Annotated in this window: 10 protein-coding genes and 1 pseudogene; 4 read left to right on the top strand and 7 right to left on the bottom strand. The window is 72.9% G+C overall.

Going from position 1 to position 17,309, the window contains the following annotated elements; translation table 11 throughout:
* Positions 1 to 116 precede the first annotated feature (116 nt).
* Positions 117 to 848 (top strand): hypothetical protein, encoded by a 732-nt coding sequence (locus tag ACTYVM_RS20075; protein ID WP_445527225.1) that lies wholly within the window; start codon positions 117 to 119, stop codon positions 846 to 848.
* Positions 849 to 931: 83 nt separating this feature from the next.
* Here ACTYVM_RS20075 and ACTYVM_RS20070 read toward each other — a convergent pair whose 3' ends face one another.
* The 4 genes from ACTYVM_RS20070 to ACTYVM_RS20055 all read right to left on the bottom strand — a co-directional run bounded on the left by ACTYVM_RS20070 (position 932) and on the right by ACTYVM_RS20055 (position 8,921).
* Complete coding sequence (locus ACTYVM_RS20070) at positions 932 to 1,645, bottom strand: HNH endonuclease family protein (protein WP_445527224.1); 714 nt, start codon at positions 1,643 to 1,645, stop codon at positions 932 to 934.
* A 129-nt stretch (positions 1,646 to 1,774) separates the two neighbouring features.
* Entirely contained in the window at positions 1,775 to 5,317 is a 3,543-nt protein-coding gene (gene mfd / locus ACTYVM_RS20065; protein WP_445527223.1) for a transcription-repair coupling factor, read from the bottom strand.
* A 239-nt stretch (positions 5,318 to 5,556) separates the two neighbouring features.
* The gene (locus ACTYVM_RS20060) at positions 5,557 to 8,136 is read right to left on the bottom strand and encodes an ABC transporter permease (protein ID WP_445527222.1); all 2,580 of its coding nucleotides are present in this window, start codon (positions 8,134 to 8,136) and stop codon (positions 5,557 to 5,559) included.
* A complete protein-coding gene (locus ACTYVM_RS20055; RefSeq protein ID WP_445527221.1) occupies positions 8,133 to 8,921 on the bottom strand; it encodes an ABC transporter ATP-binding protein in 789 nt (262 codons plus the stop codon). The genes ACTYVM_RS20060 and ACTYVM_RS20055 overlap by 4 nt, the downstream gene beginning before the upstream one ends.
* A 418-nt stretch (positions 8,922 to 9,339) precedes the next feature.
* Between ACTYVM_RS20055 and ACTYVM_RS20050 the strand changes: the two are divergent.
* A pseudogene (locus ACTYVM_RS20050) lies at positions 9,340 to 10,828 on the top strand (MFS transporter).
* Here ACTYVM_RS20050 and ACTYVM_RS20045 read toward each other — a convergent pair.
* The 3 genes from ACTYVM_RS20045 to ACTYVM_RS20035 form a co-directional block, all read right to left on the bottom strand.
* Positions 10,818 to 11,720, bottom strand: coding sequence for a cellulose-binding protein (locus ACTYVM_RS20045; RefSeq protein ID WP_445527220.1), 903 nt, complete (start codon positions 11,718 to 11,720; stop codon positions 10,818 to 10,820). The pseudogene ACTYVM_RS20050 and the gene ACTYVM_RS20045 overlap by 11 nt on opposite strands.
* A 188-nt stretch (positions 11,721 to 11,908) precedes the next feature.
* The gene (locus ACTYVM_RS20040; RefSeq protein ID WP_445527219.1) at positions 11,909 to 14,749 is read right to left on the bottom strand and encodes an SUKH-4 family immunity protein; all 2,841 of its coding nucleotides are present in this window, start codon (positions 14,747 to 14,749) and stop codon (positions 11,909 to 11,911) included.
* 8 nt (positions 14,750 to 14,757) lie between these two features.
* Positions 14,758 to 15,777 (bottom strand): SMI1/KNR4 family protein, encoded by a 1,020-nt coding sequence (locus tag ACTYVM_RS20035; protein ID WP_445527218.1) that lies wholly within the window; start codon positions 15,775 to 15,777, stop codon positions 14,758 to 14,760.
* 312 nt (positions 15,778 to 16,089) lie between these two features.
* Here ACTYVM_RS20035 and ACTYVM_RS20030 point away from each other — a divergent pair, with 312 nt between their 5' ends.
* On the top strand, positions 16,090 to 16,605 hold the full coding sequence (locus ACTYVM_RS20030; protein ID WP_400032258.1) for a YwqJ-related putative deaminase: 516 nt from the start codon (positions 16,090 to 16,092) through the stop codon (positions 16,603 to 16,605).
* A gap of 97 nt (positions 16,606 to 16,702) precedes the next feature.
* Positions 16,703 to 17,221, top strand: a complete 519-nt coding sequence (locus tag ACTYVM_RS20025) for an SUKH-3 domain-containing protein (protein WP_445527217.1) — start codon at positions 16,703 to 16,705, stop codon at positions 17,219 to 17,221.
* The last annotated feature ends 88 nt before the right edge of the window (positions 17,222 to 17,309 follow it).

The following is a 17,309-nucleotide window of genomic DNA, read 5'->3' as shown; positions in this document are numbered from 1 at the left end:
ATGGGAAGAGGTCCTCCTGACGCCCATCGGGTACGGGGGCGGGTCGCCCCACCGCGCCCCCCCGCCCCGGCCCCCTCTCATCGCATCGCGTGTCACATCACCCCCAAGGAACTCCCATGCGTCGCACCGCATTTGCCGCCCTCTGCCTCGCCACCGCGGCCGCGGCCGGACTCACCGGCTGTGCCGACAACAAGCCCAAGGGACCGTTCGCCGGGCTCACCGGAAGCGAGATCTCCGAACGCGCCATGAAGGCCACCACCGGCGCCCCGTCGCTGCGGATGACGGGGGACGTCCACGACGACGACACCGGCGGCACGATCCGGATCGACATGGCCCTGAACAAGAAGGGCGAGTGCGCCGGCACCATGAGCATGGGCGGAACAGGCAAGGCCGAGCTGATCAAGACCGGCGACACCCTCTACATGAGGTACGACGAGGAGTTCCTGCGCGCACAGAGCGAGGGCGACTCCAAGGAGGAGACCGACGCGGTGGTGTCCTTCATGGCCGGGAAGTGGACCAAGACGGCCGCCAAGGGCAAGGACGCCGAGGACATCGCGGGGTTCTGCGATCTCGACACGGTGCTGGCCGGGACCGACGAGGGCAGCACGGACGCCAAGCGCGGCGCGACGACCAAGGTCGGCGGCGTTCCGGCGATCGTCCTGCACGAGAAGGACGGCAAGGACAACTACACGGCCTATGTCGCCACCGAGGGCAAGCCCTACCTCCTGAAGGTCACCAGCGACTCCAAGAAGGACCCCGTCGCCATCACCTTCACCGACTTCGGCAAGCCGGTGCCCGCCGACGCGCCCCGGGGCAAGGTCATCGACCTGGACAAGCTGGGCGACTGATGCCGGGCGGGTGGCACCGCGTGATCCGGGCCGTCGGAGGGGGCGGTCCGGCGCACGTGGTGCCACCCGCTCCGTTCGTACGCTCAGCGGGCGTGGAAGCGCTCCGGAGCCTTCGTCGGGTTGCCGCCGGTGGGGAGCTTCTGGGCGGGGCAGGTCGACAGGACCTTCTTCATCGCGGCCTTCTCCGCGGCGGTGACCCACAGCTCGTACTTCTTCTTCACCGCGACCTGCGCGGCGACGTACGCGCACCGGTAGGCCTTGTTGGGTGGCAGCCACGTCGCCGCGTCGCCGTCGCCCTTGGAGCGGTTGGCGCTCGCGTCCACGGCGAGCAGGTTGAGCGGGTCGTTGGCCAGCGCTATGCGCTTGCTCGCGTCCCAGTAGGCGGCGCCCTTCTGCCAGGCGTCCGAGAGGGCGACGACATGGTCTATGTCGACCTTGCTGCGGCCGCGCTCGAAGGTGATGTCCGTGCCGGTGTACGGGTCCGGCCGCAGGACGCCGTAGGACACCTTGCAGTCGCCGTCGGTGAACCGCAGCTGCTTCAGGTCCCGTTTGAGGATGTCGTCCCGGGTGGGGCAGCCGTTGCCGTCAGTGTCCGCCCAGGCGGAGCCGAACTTCTCCCGGACGTAACCGGTCTTCGGCGACCGCCCCTTGACGGGCAGTGACTCGGCGGCGGTGAGCGCCGGGCTCCCGTTCACCGTCTCCTCCGGCCCGCTCGAGCCGCTGATCTCCTCCGTGCATCCGGTCACGGCCAGTGCCAGTACGGCAGCCGCAACCGCCCCGCCCCTCAGACGCGTCATGCTGCGCCCCTCCCCTAACCTGCCTGGTCACGCCCCTGTTGCGGGCGTCTTTCACCTGATGACCACGGTAGCGGGGAAGATGCCCGGGCCACGCAGCGGGTACTGGGGCGCGGGGCGCGGGCGCGCGGGCTACGAGCCCAGGATGGACGTCAGGAACTCCCCCACCCAACCCAGCAGTTCACGGCCGACCAGCGGCTTGCCGCCGATCTTCGCGGTCTTGGGGCGGGGCACGAGGACCTGGTGGACGGCCGGCTTGATCACCGAGCCGGGGTAGAGGCGCTTGACGCGCAGCTCCTGCGACTCGCGCAACTCCACAGGGGCGAAGCGGATGTTGTTGCCCTGGAGGACGATCTCGCCGACGCCGCAGGCCCGGGCGAGCATGCGCAGCCCGGCCACCAGCAGCAGGTTCTCCACCGGCTCGGGCAACTTGCCGTAGCGGTCGGTGAGTTCCTCGCGGACGGCCTTGATGTCCTCCTCGGAGTTCGCGGAGGCGATGGACCGGTAGGCCTGGAGGCGCAGCCGCTCGCCGGGCGCGTAGTCGTGCGGGACGTGCGCGTCGACCGGCAGCTCGATCTTGACCTCGAGCGGCGGCTCCTCCTCGATCTCCCCCGTCTCCAACTGCCGCCGGTAGTCCGCGACCGCCTCGCCCACCATCCGCACGTACAGGTCGAAGCCGACGCCGGCGATGTGCCCGGACTGCTCGCCGCCCAGCAGGTTTCCGGCGCCGCGGATCTCCAGGTCCTTCATCGCCACGTACATGCCCGCGCCCATCTCGGTGTGCTGCGCGATGGTCGCCAGCCGCTCGTGGGCCGTCTCCGTCAGCGGCTTCTCCGGCGGGTACAGGAAGTAGGCGTAGCCGCGCTCGCGGCCGCGGCCGACGCGACCGCGCAGCTGGTGCAGCTGGGACAGGCCGAAGTTGTCGCCGCGCTCCACGATCAGGGTGTTGGCGTTGGAGATGTCGATGCCGGACTCGACGATCGTCGTGGAGACCAGCACGTCGAACTTCTTCTCCCAGAAGTCGACGACGACCTGCTCCAGGGCCGCCTCCGACATCTGGCCGTGGGCGGTGGCGATCCGCGCCTCGGGGACGATCTCCCGCAGCCGGGCCGCGGCGCGGTCGATGGACTCCACCCGGTTGTGGATGTAGAAGACCTGGCCCTCGCGCAGCAGTTCACGGCGGATCGCCGCGCCGATCTGCTTCTCCTCGTACGGCCCGACGAACGTCAGCACCGGGTGGCGCTCCTCGGGTGGCGTGGTGATCGTCGACATCTCCCTGATGCCGGTCACCGCCATCTCCAGCGTGCGCGGGATCGGGGTCGCCGACATCGTCAGGACGTCGACGTTCGCGCGCAGCTTCTTCAGCTGCTCCTTGTGCTCGACGCCGAAGCGCTGCTCCTCGTCGACGACGACCAGGCCGAGGTCCTTGAACTTCGTCTCCGAGGAGAACAGGCGGTGGGTGCCGATGACGATGTCCACCGCGCCGTCCCCGAGGCCCTCCAGGACCGCCTTCGCCTCGGTGTCGGTCTGGAAGCGGGAGAGCGCCCTGACGTTCACCGGGAACTGCGCGTACCGCTCGGAGAACGTGCCGAAGTGCTGCTGCACCAGCAGCGTCGTCGGGACCAGGACCGCGACCTGCTTGCCGTCCTGGACGGCCTTGAAGGCGGCGCGGACCGCGATCTCCGTCTTGCCGTAGCCGACGTCGCCGCAGATCAGGCGGTCCATCGGGACCGACTTCTCCATGTCCTCCTTGACCTCGGCGATCGTGGTCAGCTGGTCCGGGGTCTCCGCGTACGGGAAGGCGTCCTCCAGCTCGCGCTGCCACGGCGTGTCCGTGCCGAAGGCGTGCCCGGGGGCCGCCATGCGGGCGCTGTAGAGCTTGATCAGGTCGGCGGCGATCTCCTTGACCGCCTTCTTCGCCCGCGCCTTGGTCTTCGTCCAGTCGGCGCCGCCGAGCCGGTGCAGCGTGGGCGCCTCACCGCCGACGTACTTGGTGATCTGCTCCAGCTGGTCGGTGGGGATGTACAGCCGGTCGCCGGGCTGGCCGCGCTTGGCCGGGGCGTACTCCACCACCAGGTACTCGCGGGTCGCGCCCTGCACCGTGCGCTGGACCATCTCGATGTAGCGGCCCACGCCGTGCTGCTCGTGGACGATGTAGTCGCCCGTCTCCAGGGTCAGCGGGTCGATGGTCTTGCGCCGCCGCACCGGCATCCGGGCGCCGTCACGGGCGGCCGTCTTCTGGCCGGTCAGGTCGGTCTCGGTGAGCACGGCCAGCTTCAGCGCGGCGTCGACGAAGCCGTGGTCGATGCCGCCGCAGGCCACGTGCACGACCGACGGGGACAGCTGCCCGAGGTCCACGTCGAGGCGGGCCGCGACGCCCTCCCCGCCCAGCACCTCGACGGTGCGCGAGGCCGGGCCGTGGCCCTCGGTGACGTACACCGCGCGCCAGCCGTCCGCGAGCCAGCCCTTGGTGTCGGCGAGCGCCTTCGCGATGTCCCCGCGGTACGTCTCGGGCGCGTGCATGCCCAGCTTGAGCGTGTCCCCGTCCCCGTCGTACGCCGTCTCGTCCGCGGCGAACGGCGACACCGACCACCACATCATGTCCAGCTCGCGTGCCCGGTCCCGGACGTCCGCGATGGACCACAGGGAGGCCGCCCCGAGGTCGATGGGCGCCTCTCCTCCGCCGGCCGAGGCCGCCCAGGACGCCTGGAGGAACTCCTGGGAGGTCGCCACCAGGTCCGCCGCGCGCGTGCGCACCCGCTCCGGGTCGCACACCACGGTCATGGCGCCCTTGGGCAGCACGTCGAGCAGCAGCTCCATGTCGTCGACCAGGACCGGCGCCAGGGACTCCATGCCCTCCACCGCGATGCCCTCGGCGATCCTGCCCAGCAGCTCGCCGAGCTCGGGGTGCCGCTCGGCGAGGGCGCGCGCCCGTGCGCGGACGTCCTCGGTGAGCAGCAGCTCACGGCAGGGCGGGGCCCACAGGCCGTGCTCGGCGACCTCCAGGGAGCGCTGGTCGGCGACCTTGAAGTACCGGATCTCCTCGACGTCGTCGCCCCAGAACTCGACGCGCAGGGGGTGTTCCTCGGTGGGCGGGAAGACGTCGAGGATGCCGCCGCGCACGGCGAACTCGCCGCGCTTCTCCACCAGCTCCACGCGGGAGTACGCGGCGGCGGCGAGGTCGGCCACCACGTCGTTCAGGTCCGCGGTCTGTCCTGTCCGCAGGGACACCGGCACCAGGTCGCCCAGGCCCTTGACCTGCGGCTGGAGTACCGAGCGCACCGGTGCGACAACGACGGAGACCGGGCCGGTCTCCGCGTCGTCGGGGCTGGGGTGGGCCAGGCGGCGCAGCACGGCCAGGCGGCGGCCCACGGTGTCGCTGCGCGGGCTGAGCCGCTCGTGCGGCAGCGTCTCCCAGGAGGGGTACTCCACGACGCCGTCGGCGGGCAGCAGCGAGCGCAGGGCCGCGACCAGGTCCTCGGCCTCGCGGCCGGTCGCCGTCACCGCGAGCACGGGGCGGGCGGTCTCACGGGCCAGGGCGGCGACGGCGAAGGGGCGGGCGGCGGGCGGACCGACGAGGTCGACGTGCATGCGGTTGCCGTCCGCCGCCGCGGTGGTCGCTTCCGCGAGGGCGGGGTCCTTGACGACGGCGTCGAGCAGACCGTGCAGGCTCATGGGGGGCTTTCCGTCCGAATCCGTCCGAGGGTGGGCAACGCGAAGGACCCGACTCGTGCGGCGGGCCGGGGATTCCTTCAGCGTACGCCGCCGGGCGGACGGCCCGCGGGTGCTGTGGACAACCCTGGTCGCGGCCCCGCCGGCCCTTCCGGCACAAGCCAGGTGCCGGGAAGTCCCCCTGACTTCCCGGCACCGGGTTCCCCGTGACCCCCGTCCACGGAGGCATCGCACCGCGCCCGCTACTCCGTCGCGATCGCGTTCAGTACGTTCATCCGGCCCGCCCGGAAGGCCGGGATCAGGGCGGCGAACAGGCCCACGAAGGCCGAGCCGACGAAGACGCCGATGATGGTCGGCCAGGGAATGTCCAGGACCTTCAGGCCCTCAAGGGCGAGCAGCTTCTGGGCGGTCGCGCCCCAGCCCATGCCCAGGCCCAGGCCCAGCAGCGCGCCGAACAGGGCGATCACCACGGACTCCAGGCGGATCATGCGGCGCAGCTGGCGGCGGGAGAGGCCGATCGCCCGCATCAGGCCGATCTCCCTCGTCCGCTCGACCACCGACAGCGCCAGGGTGTTCACCACGCCCAGGACGGCGACGATGATCGCCAGGGCGAGCAGGGCGTAGACCATGTCGAGCAGCTGGCCGATCTGGTTCTGCAGCTCCTCCTTGTAGTCGGTCTGGTCGCGCACGGTGTACTGCGGGTAGTCGTGCAGCGCGGACTTGAGCGCCTGGTACGCGGCTGTCTCCTGACCGTCCTTGGCGGTGGCGAAGAGCAGCAGGTCGAGCGGCATCCGGTCGGCGGGCACGTACTTCGCGGCGGTGGCGATCGAGACGTACATCGCGCCGTTGTCGATCAGGCCGTCGTCGCTGGTGATCGCGCGGACCGTGAGCTGGGCCGTCGTGCCGCCCTTGAAACCGACCTGGATCGTGGAGCCCTGCTTGACGCCGTGCTTCTTGGCGAAGCCCTCCGGGACCGACATCGAGTCGGCCCGGTAGGCGTCGGCGAGCGTGCCCTCCACCGTCTTGGTGCGCAGGTCCTGGGCGTAGGTCGGGTCGGCCGCGTTGATCATCTCGTTCTTGGCGGTGCGGCCGTCCGGGGTGGTCAGGGAGACGTCCACGAGCTTGTACTCGGTGACCCGCTCCAGGCCCGGGGCGTCCTTCACGGCCTTCACCGCCTGCGGGGTGATGACGTCGCCGTTGTCGCTCTGGATGATGAAGTCCGTGCCGACGGTCTTGTCGAGCTGGTCGGTGGCGGAGGCGACCATCGAGGAGCCGACCACCGACAGGCAGGCCACCAGGGCCAGTCCGATCATCAGCGCGGCGCCGGTGGCGCCGGTGCGGCGCGGGTTGCGCAGCGCGTTGCGCTCGGCCATCCGCCCGATCGGGCCGAAGATCCGCAGCAGGACCGCGCTGAGGACGCGGACCAGGCCGCCCACGAGCAGCGGGCCGACGACGACGAGGCCGATCAGGGTGAGCACCACGCCCAGCCCCAGCCACCCCGAGCCCTCGGTGGCCTTGTCGGCGGTGGCCGCGGCGTACAGGCTCGCGGCGCCTGCGCCGGTGAGGACCAGGCCGACGACGGCCCGTACGGTCCCGGCCCGGCCGTCGGCCGGAGTCCCCGCGTCGCGCAGGGCGGCCATCGGGGAGACCTTGCCGGCCCGCCGGGCGGGCAGGTAGGCGGCGAGGACGGTGACGACCACGCCGAGGACCAGGCCGATGACCGGGGTGGTCCAGGCGACCGTGAGGTCGTCCGTGGACAGGTGCATGCCCATCTGGCCCATGAGCTTCATCAGGCCGACCGCGATGCCGACGCCCGCCCCGACGCCGAGCACGGAGCCGACGACGCCCAGCAGCAGCGCCTCGACCAGCACGGACCGGTTGACCTGGCGGCGGGAGGAGCCGATGGCACGCATCAGGCCGATCTCCCGGGTGCGCTGGGCGACCAGCATCGAGAAGGTGTTGATGATCAGGAAGATGCCGACCAGGAACGCGATTCCGGCGAAGCCGAGCATCCCGTACTTCATCACGTTCAGGAAGCTCTCGATGTCCTTCTGGTTGGCGTCGGCGACCTCCTTGGCGGTCTGCACCTTGTAGCCGGCGCCGATCGTGGCGGCCACGTTCTTCTTCAGCTGCTCGTCGGTGACGCCCTTGGCGGCCGTGACGTTGACGCTCGTGTAGACGCCGGTCCGGCCGACCAGGGTCCGCTGGGCGGTCTTCGTGTCCAGGTAGAAGATCGCCGCGCCGGGGTTGGTGACGGTGTAGGTGGCGATGCCGGACACGTGCGCGCGGTGGGTGCCGACCGCCGTGATCACACCGATCTCGTCGCCGAGCTTCAGGTGGTGCTTGTCGGCGGTGTCGGCGTCGACCATGATCTGGTCCGGGCCCTTGGGCGCCGCGCCGGAGGTGATCTTCATGGTGCGGGCGTCGTTGTCGGTCCAGTTGCCGACGATGGTCGGCGCGCCGCTGCTGGGCGACAGCTTGTCCTTGTCGGCATCGACGACGGTCACCGAGGTGGAGAACACCGCCCCCTCCGCCGCCCGCACGCCCTGGATTCCGCGCACCTCGGCGAGCAGGGAGACAGGCATGACCGGCGGCCTGCCGGTGCGGGAGGTGGTCTCACCGGTGTCGGACGATCCCTTGGCGCTGACCGTCACGTCCGACGCCGTCGCCTGGAACAGCTTGTCGAACGTCGTGTTCATGGTGTCGGTGAACACGAGCGTGCCGCACACGAAGGCCACCGACAGCAGCACGGCGACCGCCGACAGCGCCATCCGTCCCTTGTGCGCGAAGAAGTTGCGCAGGGAGGTCTTCAGGACGGTCATGACGTACGCCCCCGGGCGTCGAAGTCCTTCATGCGGTCCAGGACCTGATCGGCCGTCGGCTGGTTCATCTCGTCGACGATCCGGCCGTCGGCGAGGTACAGCACACGGTCGGCGTAGGAGGCGGCCACCGGGTCGTGCGTGACCATCACGATCGTCTGGCCCAGTTCGTCCACGGACCGGCGCAGGAAGCCCAGCACCTCGGCGCCCGCGCGGGAGTCCAGGTTGCCGGTCGGCTCGTCACCGAAGATGATCTCGGGCCGGGCGGCCAGGGCACGGGCCACGGCGACGCGCTGCTGCTGGCCCCCGGAGAGCTGGTTGGGCCGGTGCCTGAGCCGTCCCGCGAGACCGACGGTCTCCACCACCTGCTCCAGCCACTTCCGGTCCGGCTTGCGGCCGGCGATGTCCATGGGCAGGGTGATGTTCTCGAGCGCGTTCAGCGTGGGCAGCAGGTTGAACGCCTGGAAGATGAAGCCGATCCGGTCCCGGCGCAGTTGCGTGAGCTTCTTGTCCTTCAACCCGGTGATCTCGGTCTCGTCCAGGAAGATCTGCCCGCTCGTCACGGTGTCGAGACCGGCGAGGCAGTGCATCAGCGTGGACTTGCCGGAGCCCGAGGGGCCCATGATCGCGGTGAACCGGCCGCGGGCGATGTCCACGTCGACGTGGTCGAGGGCGACGACGCGGGTCTCCCCGGCCCCGTACGCCTTCACGACCTGCCGCGCCCGCGCGGCGACGGCCGTAGTCCCTCCAGTACCCCCGTGCCTGGGAATGGTCACAGCCGTTGTCACGTCAAGTCTCCTATGTCGGTCTGGTGGTGAAGCGTCCGGTGGTGCGTCACGTGCGAAGTGGGTGTGTACGTCGTGCGCCTCGGTACGCCGATGAGTCTGCTCGACGGGGGGTGTCCGGCGCGCTGGTGCTCAGCGCAGTCTTCTCCGGGGGAAAACCCCACCCCCGCCACTCCGGCGTACCGGCTCCCCGCGGCGTAAAGCCAGATTAAGGACCGCCCCCGCCCCCGCTCGTCCTCCGTCGGTACGAGCCCTCCCCGACCCCGGGTACGGAGCTTCCCCTAGGGGGCCTCCCCCCACGGGTGGACCCCTTCTCAGGGTCGTCTCCTCCTCCCGGCCCCCTCGGCCTCCGCCCTCCCGCCGCGGGAGGGTCAAGTGGGAAGCTGTCCGAGGCAGATGGATGCAGAGGGAAAGGATCCGAGTGGGCAGCACCGAACCCGCGACACGGCAGGCCGCCCGGCCCGGCGCGACCGACCGGCGGGGCGCGGTCGTCGCCGCGCTCATGCTGGCCATGGCGCTCGCCGCGCTCGACTCGACGATCGTGTCGACGGCGGTACCGCAGATCGTCGGAGACCTGGGCGGCTTCTCCGTGTTCTCCTGGCTGTTCTCGGGCTACCTGCTGGCCGTGACGGTGACTCTGCCCGTCTACGGCAAGCTGTCCGACACCTTCGGCCGCAAACCGGTGCTCGTGGCGGGCGCGGTCGTCTTCCTCGTCGGCTCCCTGCTGTGCGCCGGCGCCTGGAACATGGGCGCGCTGATCGCCTTCCGGGTCGTCCAGGGCCTGGGCGGCGGCGCGTTGCAGGGCACCGTCCAGACCCTCGCCGCCGACCTGTACCCGCTGGAGCAGCGCCCGAAGATCCAGGCGAAGCTGTCCACGGTGTGGGCGGTGTCGGCGATCGCCGGACCGGCCCTGGGCGGCGTCCTGGCCGCCTACGCCGACTGGCGCTGGATCTTCCTGGTCAACCTTCCGATCGGCTCCGTGGCCCTGTGGCTGATCGTCCGCCACCTGCGCGAGCCCGAGCGGGAGCCACGATCGCGGCCGCGCGTCGACTGGGCCGGCGCGCTGGCGGTGTTCGCGTGCGCGGGCGTCCTGCTCACCGCGGTGGTGCAGGGTGGCGTGGCCGTGGCTGTCGGCGCCGTCGCTCGCCCTGTTCGGTACGGGTCTCGCGCTGGCCGCCCTGGTGGTTTTGATCGAACGGCGGGCGGCCGATCCGATCCTCCCGGGCTGGGTGTGGCGCCGCCGCACGATCGCCGCGGTGAACCTCGCCCTGGGCGCCCTGGGGTTGCTGATGGTCGCCCCCACGGTCTTCCTGCCGACGTACGCCCAGTCGGTGCTCGGCCTGGCGCCGGTGGCCGCCGGTTTCGTCCTGTCGGTCTGGACCCTGAGCTGGCCGGTGTCGGCCGCGCTCAGTCAGCACGTCTACCGGCGGATCGGCTTCCGCAACACCGCCATGCTCGGCATCGGCGCGGCGGCCCTGATCCTGTTCGCCTTCCCCTTCCTGCCCTACCCGGGCGCGGCCTGGCAGCCCGCCGCCCTGATGCTGGTGCTGGGCGCGGCCCTCGGCCTGTTCCAGCTCCCCCTCATCGTGGGCGTCCAGTCGACGGTGGGGTGGTCGGAGCGGGGCACGGCCACCGCGTCCGTCCTCTTCTGCCGCCAGACCGGCCAGACGCTCGGCGCGTCCGTCTTCGGCGCGGTCGCCAACGGGGTGCTGGCCTCGCGCCTCGGCGGCGCGAGCGACCTGGACTCGGTGACAGGGGCCCTGGGTTCGGGCACCGTGCCCGAGGCCACCCGGCGGGCCATCGCGGACGCGGTCCACACGGTCTACGTGGGGGCGGGGTGCGCGGCGGCGCTGGCGTTCACGGTGCTGCTGCTCCTGGCGCCGCGCCGCTTCCCGGTACTCAAGGAGTGAGCCGGCCGGCCGCGGGGCACTGTTCGGCCCAAGCTCCTTCCTTCAGGACCGTGATGCTGTCCTGCACGGTGTCCATCTGGGCCCGTACGCCGTCCCACACCTCGCCGTGCTCGCGCAGGACCAGCTCGGTCTCGTGGGCGATCCGGTCGGCCCGCCGCCGCGCCTCGGCCAGCATCCGCGCCGCCCGCGCCGCCGCCTCCTCCGGTCCCCGCCGCGCCGCCTCCCGCGCGTCGGCGAGGGCCCGCTCCGCCTCGGACAGCGTCGTCCGGGCGGCCGCCATCCGTTCGGGGTGCTCCGCCTCCAGCCCGGCCTCGCGCTCGGCTGCCTCCCGCTCCGCCTCGACCAGTGCGTCGGCGTGCTCACGGGACTGCTCGGTGAGCATCCCGGACGTGCGCTGCCGCATCTCCCGCAGCGCCGCCAGCGCCTCACCGCGGGACTCCTTCACCTCGCGCCGCACCGCGATCCGGATGTCGTCGGCCTCCGCCCGGGCCACGAGGAGCCGCTGCCGGGCCCGTTCGTCCGCCTCGGCGCGCACGGCGTCGGCGCGCGCCCGCGCGTCCTGGAGCACACCGTCCGCGTACGTCCGCGCCGTCTCCAGCAGTTCGTCCGCCTCCTGCCGTGCCCGTTCCCGAACCGCCCGCGCCTCCTCGAGCCCCAGCTCGTACAGCCGCCGGGCGCCCTCGCCCAGCGACTCGTAGGTCTGCTCGCCGAGCCCGGTGACCCTCTCCCGCAGGACCGCGAGTTCCGCCTCCATGTTCCTGGCCAGGACGGTCAGCCGCGCGGCGCGCTCCCAGGCGGCGTCCCGGTCGTCGGAGAGGGCGTCCGCGAAGGCGTTCACCTGATCGGGGCGGTAGCCACGCCCCCGTACGACCACGAAACCGTGAAGCGACATCGGTGCGCTGCCCATCCTGGACCCCTCTCCGCGTCGGTGATTTCGCGCACATCTTGAGGGATTGGGCGGAAATGTTCATAACGCGACACTCCGGGCGCAGCCGTTGGCCCGCCTCGAACGCAAAAGGCCGGACCCGGTCACACGACCGGGTCCGGCCCTCCGCGCCGAACACTCACACGCTCACGCGCTCACAGCAGCCCGTCCCACATCTGCTCGAGGAGCACCGACCACCAGCTCTCGGGCGAACCGAGCGCCGCCGGGTCGAGTTCGGCCAACTGGGCCTGGAAGTCGACGGTCCAGCGGCCCGCCTGCTCCTGGTTCAGGCCGAACCGCAGCCGCCACATCCGGCCGAGCAGCGCCAGGCAGCGGGCGAACTCCGGCAGGCCGGTGTTCACGAACTGCGGCGCCACGGGCGCACCGCCCGGCCCCGCCTCCACGGGGACCGCCACGATGTTCGCCGTGCCGTACTGCACGCAGATCGCCTTGCCGAAGTCGCTGCCCATGACCAGGTAGGAACCCGCGTCCGACGCCGGCTGCACCCCGCGCTCGGCCGCCAGTTCCGCCAGCGTCGGCACCGGGCGCCCCGGCTGGGCCTGCGCCCAGAAGAACGGGCCCATGTCGATGGGCAGCCCCGCCACCACCAGCGTGTGCGCCACGACGGGCGGCACGCCCTGCCGGGAGACCGCCGCCTGCTCGAACCGGAACACGCCCGGCCCGAACGCCGCCGCGAGCTCCTGCGCGATCCCCTCCGGGGGGATCGGCGGCACCGGATGCACCGGGGGCAGCGGCGCACGGACCGGACCCGGACGGGCCGGTCCGTCCGCCACCTGGTGCAACTCACCCTGGTGTGCGAGCAGTTGCTGCATGCCCTGCTGGCGGCTCGCATGGTCGGTGCCGTACGGGGCGATGGACGCGATGCGGGCCTGCGGCCACTGCTCGCGGATCATCCGCGCGCAGTACGCGCCCGGCAGCCGGCAGGACTCCAGCTCCGTGTGCAGCTCCAGGACCCGGTCCGGCGGCACGTTCATGGCGCGCAGCTCGTGGAAGATCTGCCACTCCGGGTGCGGCGTGCCGGGCGCGGAGCGCCGGATCAGCTGCTGCTCGGATCCGTCGTGCGCGCGGTAGCGCAACACGGCCTGGTAGCCGGGCCCGACGGTCGGCTGCCCCTGCTGGGGGTAGCCGTAGGCCGGGGGCTGCTGCCCCGGAACGGGCGGCTGCCCTGGAACGGCCTGACCCGGCACGGGCGGCTGCCCCGACATGGCCTGCCCTGGCACGGGCGGCGCGCCCGGCACGGCCTGACCCGGCACGGACGGCGTGCCCGGCGGCGGCACCGCGCCCGGCGGCGGCACGCCGGGCACGCCGAGGGCACCCGGGACGCCGGGAGCTCCCGGTGGCGGCGGAGGCGTGTGGGGGCCGCCCGAGGCAGGCGCCGCCAGCATCGTCTCCGCGCGATGCACGGCTCCCGGAGCGCCGGGGGCGGCGGGCATGCCCGGGGCACCCGGAGGCGTACCGGGGGTGCCCGGGACGCCAGGAGCACCCGGAGTCCCAGGGGGCGTCGGCGGCTGCGGCACGCCGGAGGCACCCGGGGCGCCGGGCGGAGCCGGCGGGTGCGGGATGCCCCCGCTGCTCTGACCGGGGTCGGCGAGCATCGTGGCGGCGTGGTGGACGCCGCCCGGGGGCGTGCCGCCGGGTGCGCCCGGACCGGTGAGGCCCTCGGGCCCGTCGGGGCCGAGCGACGACACCAGCTGGGTCGGCACGTAACCGCCGGCGGTGCCCGACGGGGGCGGCGTGGACGGGCCGCCCGGCCGCGCACCCGGCGCGCCCGGAGCGCCCGGCGGCGGAGGCGTGGTCGCACCGCCCCCACGGCGCGGCGGAGGCGCCGCCTTGCTGGTCGCGGCGTCGGCGATGTCACCGGCGTGGGGCGCGAACGCCCGCCCCTGCCCGGCGGCACCGTCCGTCACCTGCACACCCGGCGGCGGGGTACCCGGGACGCCCGGCCCCTGCGGCGGAGTGCCCGGAGCACCGGGGGCACCGGGGGCACCCGGCACCGGAGTACCCGGAGCGGCCGGGGTACCCGGCGCGCCCGGCACCGCGCCCGGCGGCGGAGGCGGAGTACCCGGTCCCGGCCCCTGCGGATACCCGTAGCCCGCATCACTTGCCGGCCCGACCGGCGGCGGAGGCGGAGTGCCGGGGGCCACCGGTCCGCCCGGCCCCTGCGGATACCCGTGCCCCGCACCACCCACCGGCCCCGACGGCGGCGGCGTGCTCCCCTGCGGTGCGCCCGGGGTGGGGGAAGTGCCCGGTGGGACCGGTCCGTTGGGGTCGCCGAGCGACGGTGCGAACGTGGTGCGCGGGAGCGCGCTGCCGCCCGCCATCAGCGCCGTCTTGGCATCCGACGGGGCGGAGGGCGGCGGGGTGTCGTCGTCGGAGCCGCTCAGCGGCGGCGCGAAAACGGTCGCCGGCAGCGGCACGGAACGGTCGTCCCCGGTGTCGGCGTTGGTGTCCGTACCCGCCCACGGGGTCGCCCCGGCCGGCGTGCCCGGTGTGCCCGCGTCCGCGGAGGCGCCCACCGGCACCCCGGCCTGCGTCTGAGGGAGCTGACCGCTCCCGGACGCCGCGCCGCCCCCCGTGCCCGTGTCGCCGCGCCGGTCCGGAATGCCCATCCGGTCCGCCGCCTCCTGAAGCCACTCCGGCGGGCTCAGCAGGAACGACGTCTGGTTCAGGTCCACCCGCGCCGGGGGCGCCGGCGCCGCGTCGGCGACCGGCTCGATGCGGCCGTACTCCTCCTCGTACCGGCGGACCACCTCGCCCACCGGCAGCGCGGGCCACAGCGTGGCCTCCCCGCTGTCCCGGGCGATCACGAGCCGCTGCGCGCCACCGTCCAGGCGCGGGCCGCCCTCGCGGTCCTCGGCCCACACCACGAAGCCCAGCTCGAACTCCCGTACCCGCACCTCGCGGTGCTGGTACGCGGGCACGTCACCGTTGATCCACTCTTCGGCGCGCTCCTGCGCCTGCGCGAACGTCACCATCGCTCGACTCACTCCCCCACCGACGGGACGGCGACGGCACGGGCGAAACCGCCGTCCACCATCAGGTTCGCCACCGTCTCCAACTCCGGCGGCGAGCCCGCCAGCCGGGACAGGAACGCGTCGAAGTCCTCACCGCACGGCAGCAGCAGCCGCTGCACCCGCTCCGCCTGCGGCCAGGACGGATCCACGTCCCGCGCGTCGTCGTACGCGCAGAACCACATCGAACCGGTCCGCTCGCCCTTCACCTTCACGGCGAGCAGTCCGCCCTGGACGAAACCGACGGCCAGGTAGTCCTTGGTCAGATGGTCGCGCAGGCACTTGTTGACGTACACCAGGTCGTTGACCGCGGCCTCCTCGCGGACCGTGAAGAACGGCTGGTCGACCAGCAGTCCCAACTCCGCGTCCAGGGCGGTCCCGACGGGCGCGCAGCCACCCGCCGCCTTCAGGAACGAGCGGTAGGCGCCCGGCAGCCGGTACCCGAGGTCCTCCTCGACCCCCTGCACCTGCTGCTCCGACACCGCGGCACCCGACTTCGGCAGCCGGAAGTGCGCCGGCCGCGTCTCCTGCAACGGGCGGGTGCCCCGCTTGTTCTGGTCGACGTTCGCGGTCGCGATCCCGCCGTGGTGGCGCAGCAGCGCCTTCACCTCCACCGGGACCAGTTCCAGACGCCGGGAGCCGGCCACGTGGTGCCACGTCCAGCCGTGCGGGGTCGCCACGTTGGGCACCGTGTCCCACAGCTCGTGCCCCGACACCGCCATCACCGCGTTCGCGGACACGTAGTCCGTCAGCCGCAGTTCGTCGACCCCGAACCCCTGCGGAGGCTCCGCGATCTCCACCGCGGCCCGCGCGTACGGCGAGAAGTCGGGGAAACCGCGGTCGTCGACCCGCACCCCTCTCGGGTGACGTGCGGCCCGGACCGGATCCGGAAAGTGCACGACCTGCCCGGCATAGGCCGCGTTCGGCGGCGCGGCCTGTCCTCCAGCCTGGCGGCCGGGTGGTACCCCAAGCCCGAGCCGACCTGTCGTCATGGCTGTTGCCCCCTGCGGCACTCTGTACGGCCCACGGCGACCGGCTCGCTGGTCCGCCCCGCCGAGGCCCGTATCCCTACTTCTCTCCAACGCGTCCACCGCGCGGATCGCGGCGTGCCGACAGCCTATGCGGTACGACGTCACCGGTCACCGGGCCGCCACCCACCGACCCGGGCCCGCCGTGACCAGCCGTCACCCTCCAGTGACGCACTGCCCCGGACGGGGTGTCTCACACCGCCCCAGCTTCCGCAGCGGCCCCGCGGTTTGGCACTCTGTGAGTTTCCGGGGGATGCACGGGAGGGAAAAACGATCATGAACGCGACGCAGGCGGGACCGCACACGAGCGCCTCCGGCGACCCCAGAGTCGGCTGGAGCAGCGCCGAGACTCCGCACGCCCCGACGCTCCGCCACCGCCGCGACGGCATCCTGCCGACCGTCGCCGCCGCCCTCTCCGTGCGCGGCGCCACCCTCACCGGCACCGCCGCCCGCGGTGAGGAGCCGCCCGCCCTGCACCCTCTCGTGCAGGACTTCCTCGACGCCCTCACCAGTGCCCAGCGCGACCGCTTCACCGGCCGCTGCGCCGAGACCGTCCTGATCTCCCGGCACATCACCGCCGTCGACGCCGCCCGCAGCAAACGTGCCGCCCGCAAACCCATGAGCAACGGCGAGGCCCGCAAGAGCCTGAAACACGCCAAGCTCACCACCCGGCGCATCCGCGAGGACGGCGACCCCCTGCACGGCAGCTTCGCCGGCCCCTGCCGGGCCTGCGCCGCGCTCAGCGCCCACTTCGGCGTCCGCGTCGTCGACCCGACCGCCCCGAAGGGCTGACCCGGCCGACCGCCCCCCGACCGCGGCCGCCGCGAACCCGGCCGCGCCACCCGCCGCGGCGCCACCCGCCACGGCACGATCCACGAACGAAGGGCAGATGCACACCGACCACGCCTCCTTCCCCCCCGAGCAGGGGGGAACCCCGGCACGCTTCCCCGAACCCGTCGAGGCCGCACTGCGCGCCGCCGGCTGGCGACCGGGGCGCTGGGACATAAAGCAGGCCGAGGTGTGGGCCGACGCCCTGCGCGAGCACCTCTCGCCCGCCGGTCACCACCACTGCGTGTTCCCCGCCGCCGTCGAGGCCTGGGCGGAGTTCGGCGGCCTGCGCGTCACGCCCACCGGCGCCGGCCGCCGGATCGCCCCCGCCGTCCTCGACCTGGACCCGCTGCACGGCCTCCACCTGGCCCGCACCCTCGGCGACCTCGGCCGCGCCCTGGACACCGAGGTCTGCCCCCTGGGCGCCGAGACCGACAGCGGGTCCCTGCTCGCCATCGACAGCGAAGGCCGGGTCTACGCCCTCGACCACACCGGCGACTGGTACCTCGGCCCCGGCATCGACCAGGCCCTGTCGGCCCTCGTCTCCGGCACGGAACCCGTACGGCTCACCACGGGCTGAGCACCGTACGGCTCACCACGGGCTGAGCACCGTACGGCTCACATGGGGGCCGCACACCGGCACCCACGGTGCACCCCTCGTCGCGCAC

Source organism: Streptomyces cyslabdanicus, assembly GCF_052663305.1.
The sequence above is the reverse complement of the archived record's forward strand: the minus strand, read 5'-3'. Positions and strand labels throughout refer to the sequence as shown.

Coding starts and splice junctions, on each gene's coding strand:
- mfd (WP_445527223.1), bottom strand. CDS start 5,317: ATGAGCCTGCACGGTCTGCTCGACGCCGTCGTCAAGGACCCCGCCCTC.
- ACTYVM_RS20060 (WP_445527222.1), bottom strand. CDS start 8,136: ATGACCGTCCTGAAGACCTCCCTGCGCAACTTCTTCGCGCACAAGGGA.
- ACTYVM_RS20030 (WP_400032258.1), top strand. CDS start 16,090: ATGAACGCGACGCAGGCGGGACCGCACACGAGCGCCTCCGGCGACCCC.
- ACTYVM_RS20070 (WP_445527224.1), bottom strand. CDS start 1,645: ATGACGCGTCTGAGGGGCGGGGCGGTTGCGGCTGCCGTACTGGCACTG.
- ACTYVM_RS20045 (WP_445527220.1), bottom strand. CDS start 11,720: ATGTCGCTTCACGGTTTCGTGGTCGTACGGGGGCGTGGCTACCGCCCC.
- ACTYVM_RS20025 (WP_445527217.1), top strand. CDS start 16,703: ATGCACACCGACCACGCCTCCTTCCCCCCCGAGCAGGGGGGAACCCCG.
- ACTYVM_RS20040 (WP_445527219.1), bottom strand. CDS start 14,749: ATGGTGACGTTCGCGCAGGCGCAGGAGCGCGCCGAAGAGTGGATCAAC.
- ACTYVM_RS20035 (WP_445527218.1), bottom strand. CDS start 15,777: ATGACGACAGGTCGGCTCGGGCTTGGGGTACCACCCGGCCGCCAGGCT.
- ACTYVM_RS20075 (WP_445527225.1), top strand. CDS start 117: ATGCGTCGCACCGCATTTGCCGCCCTCTGCCTCGCCACCGCGGCCGCG.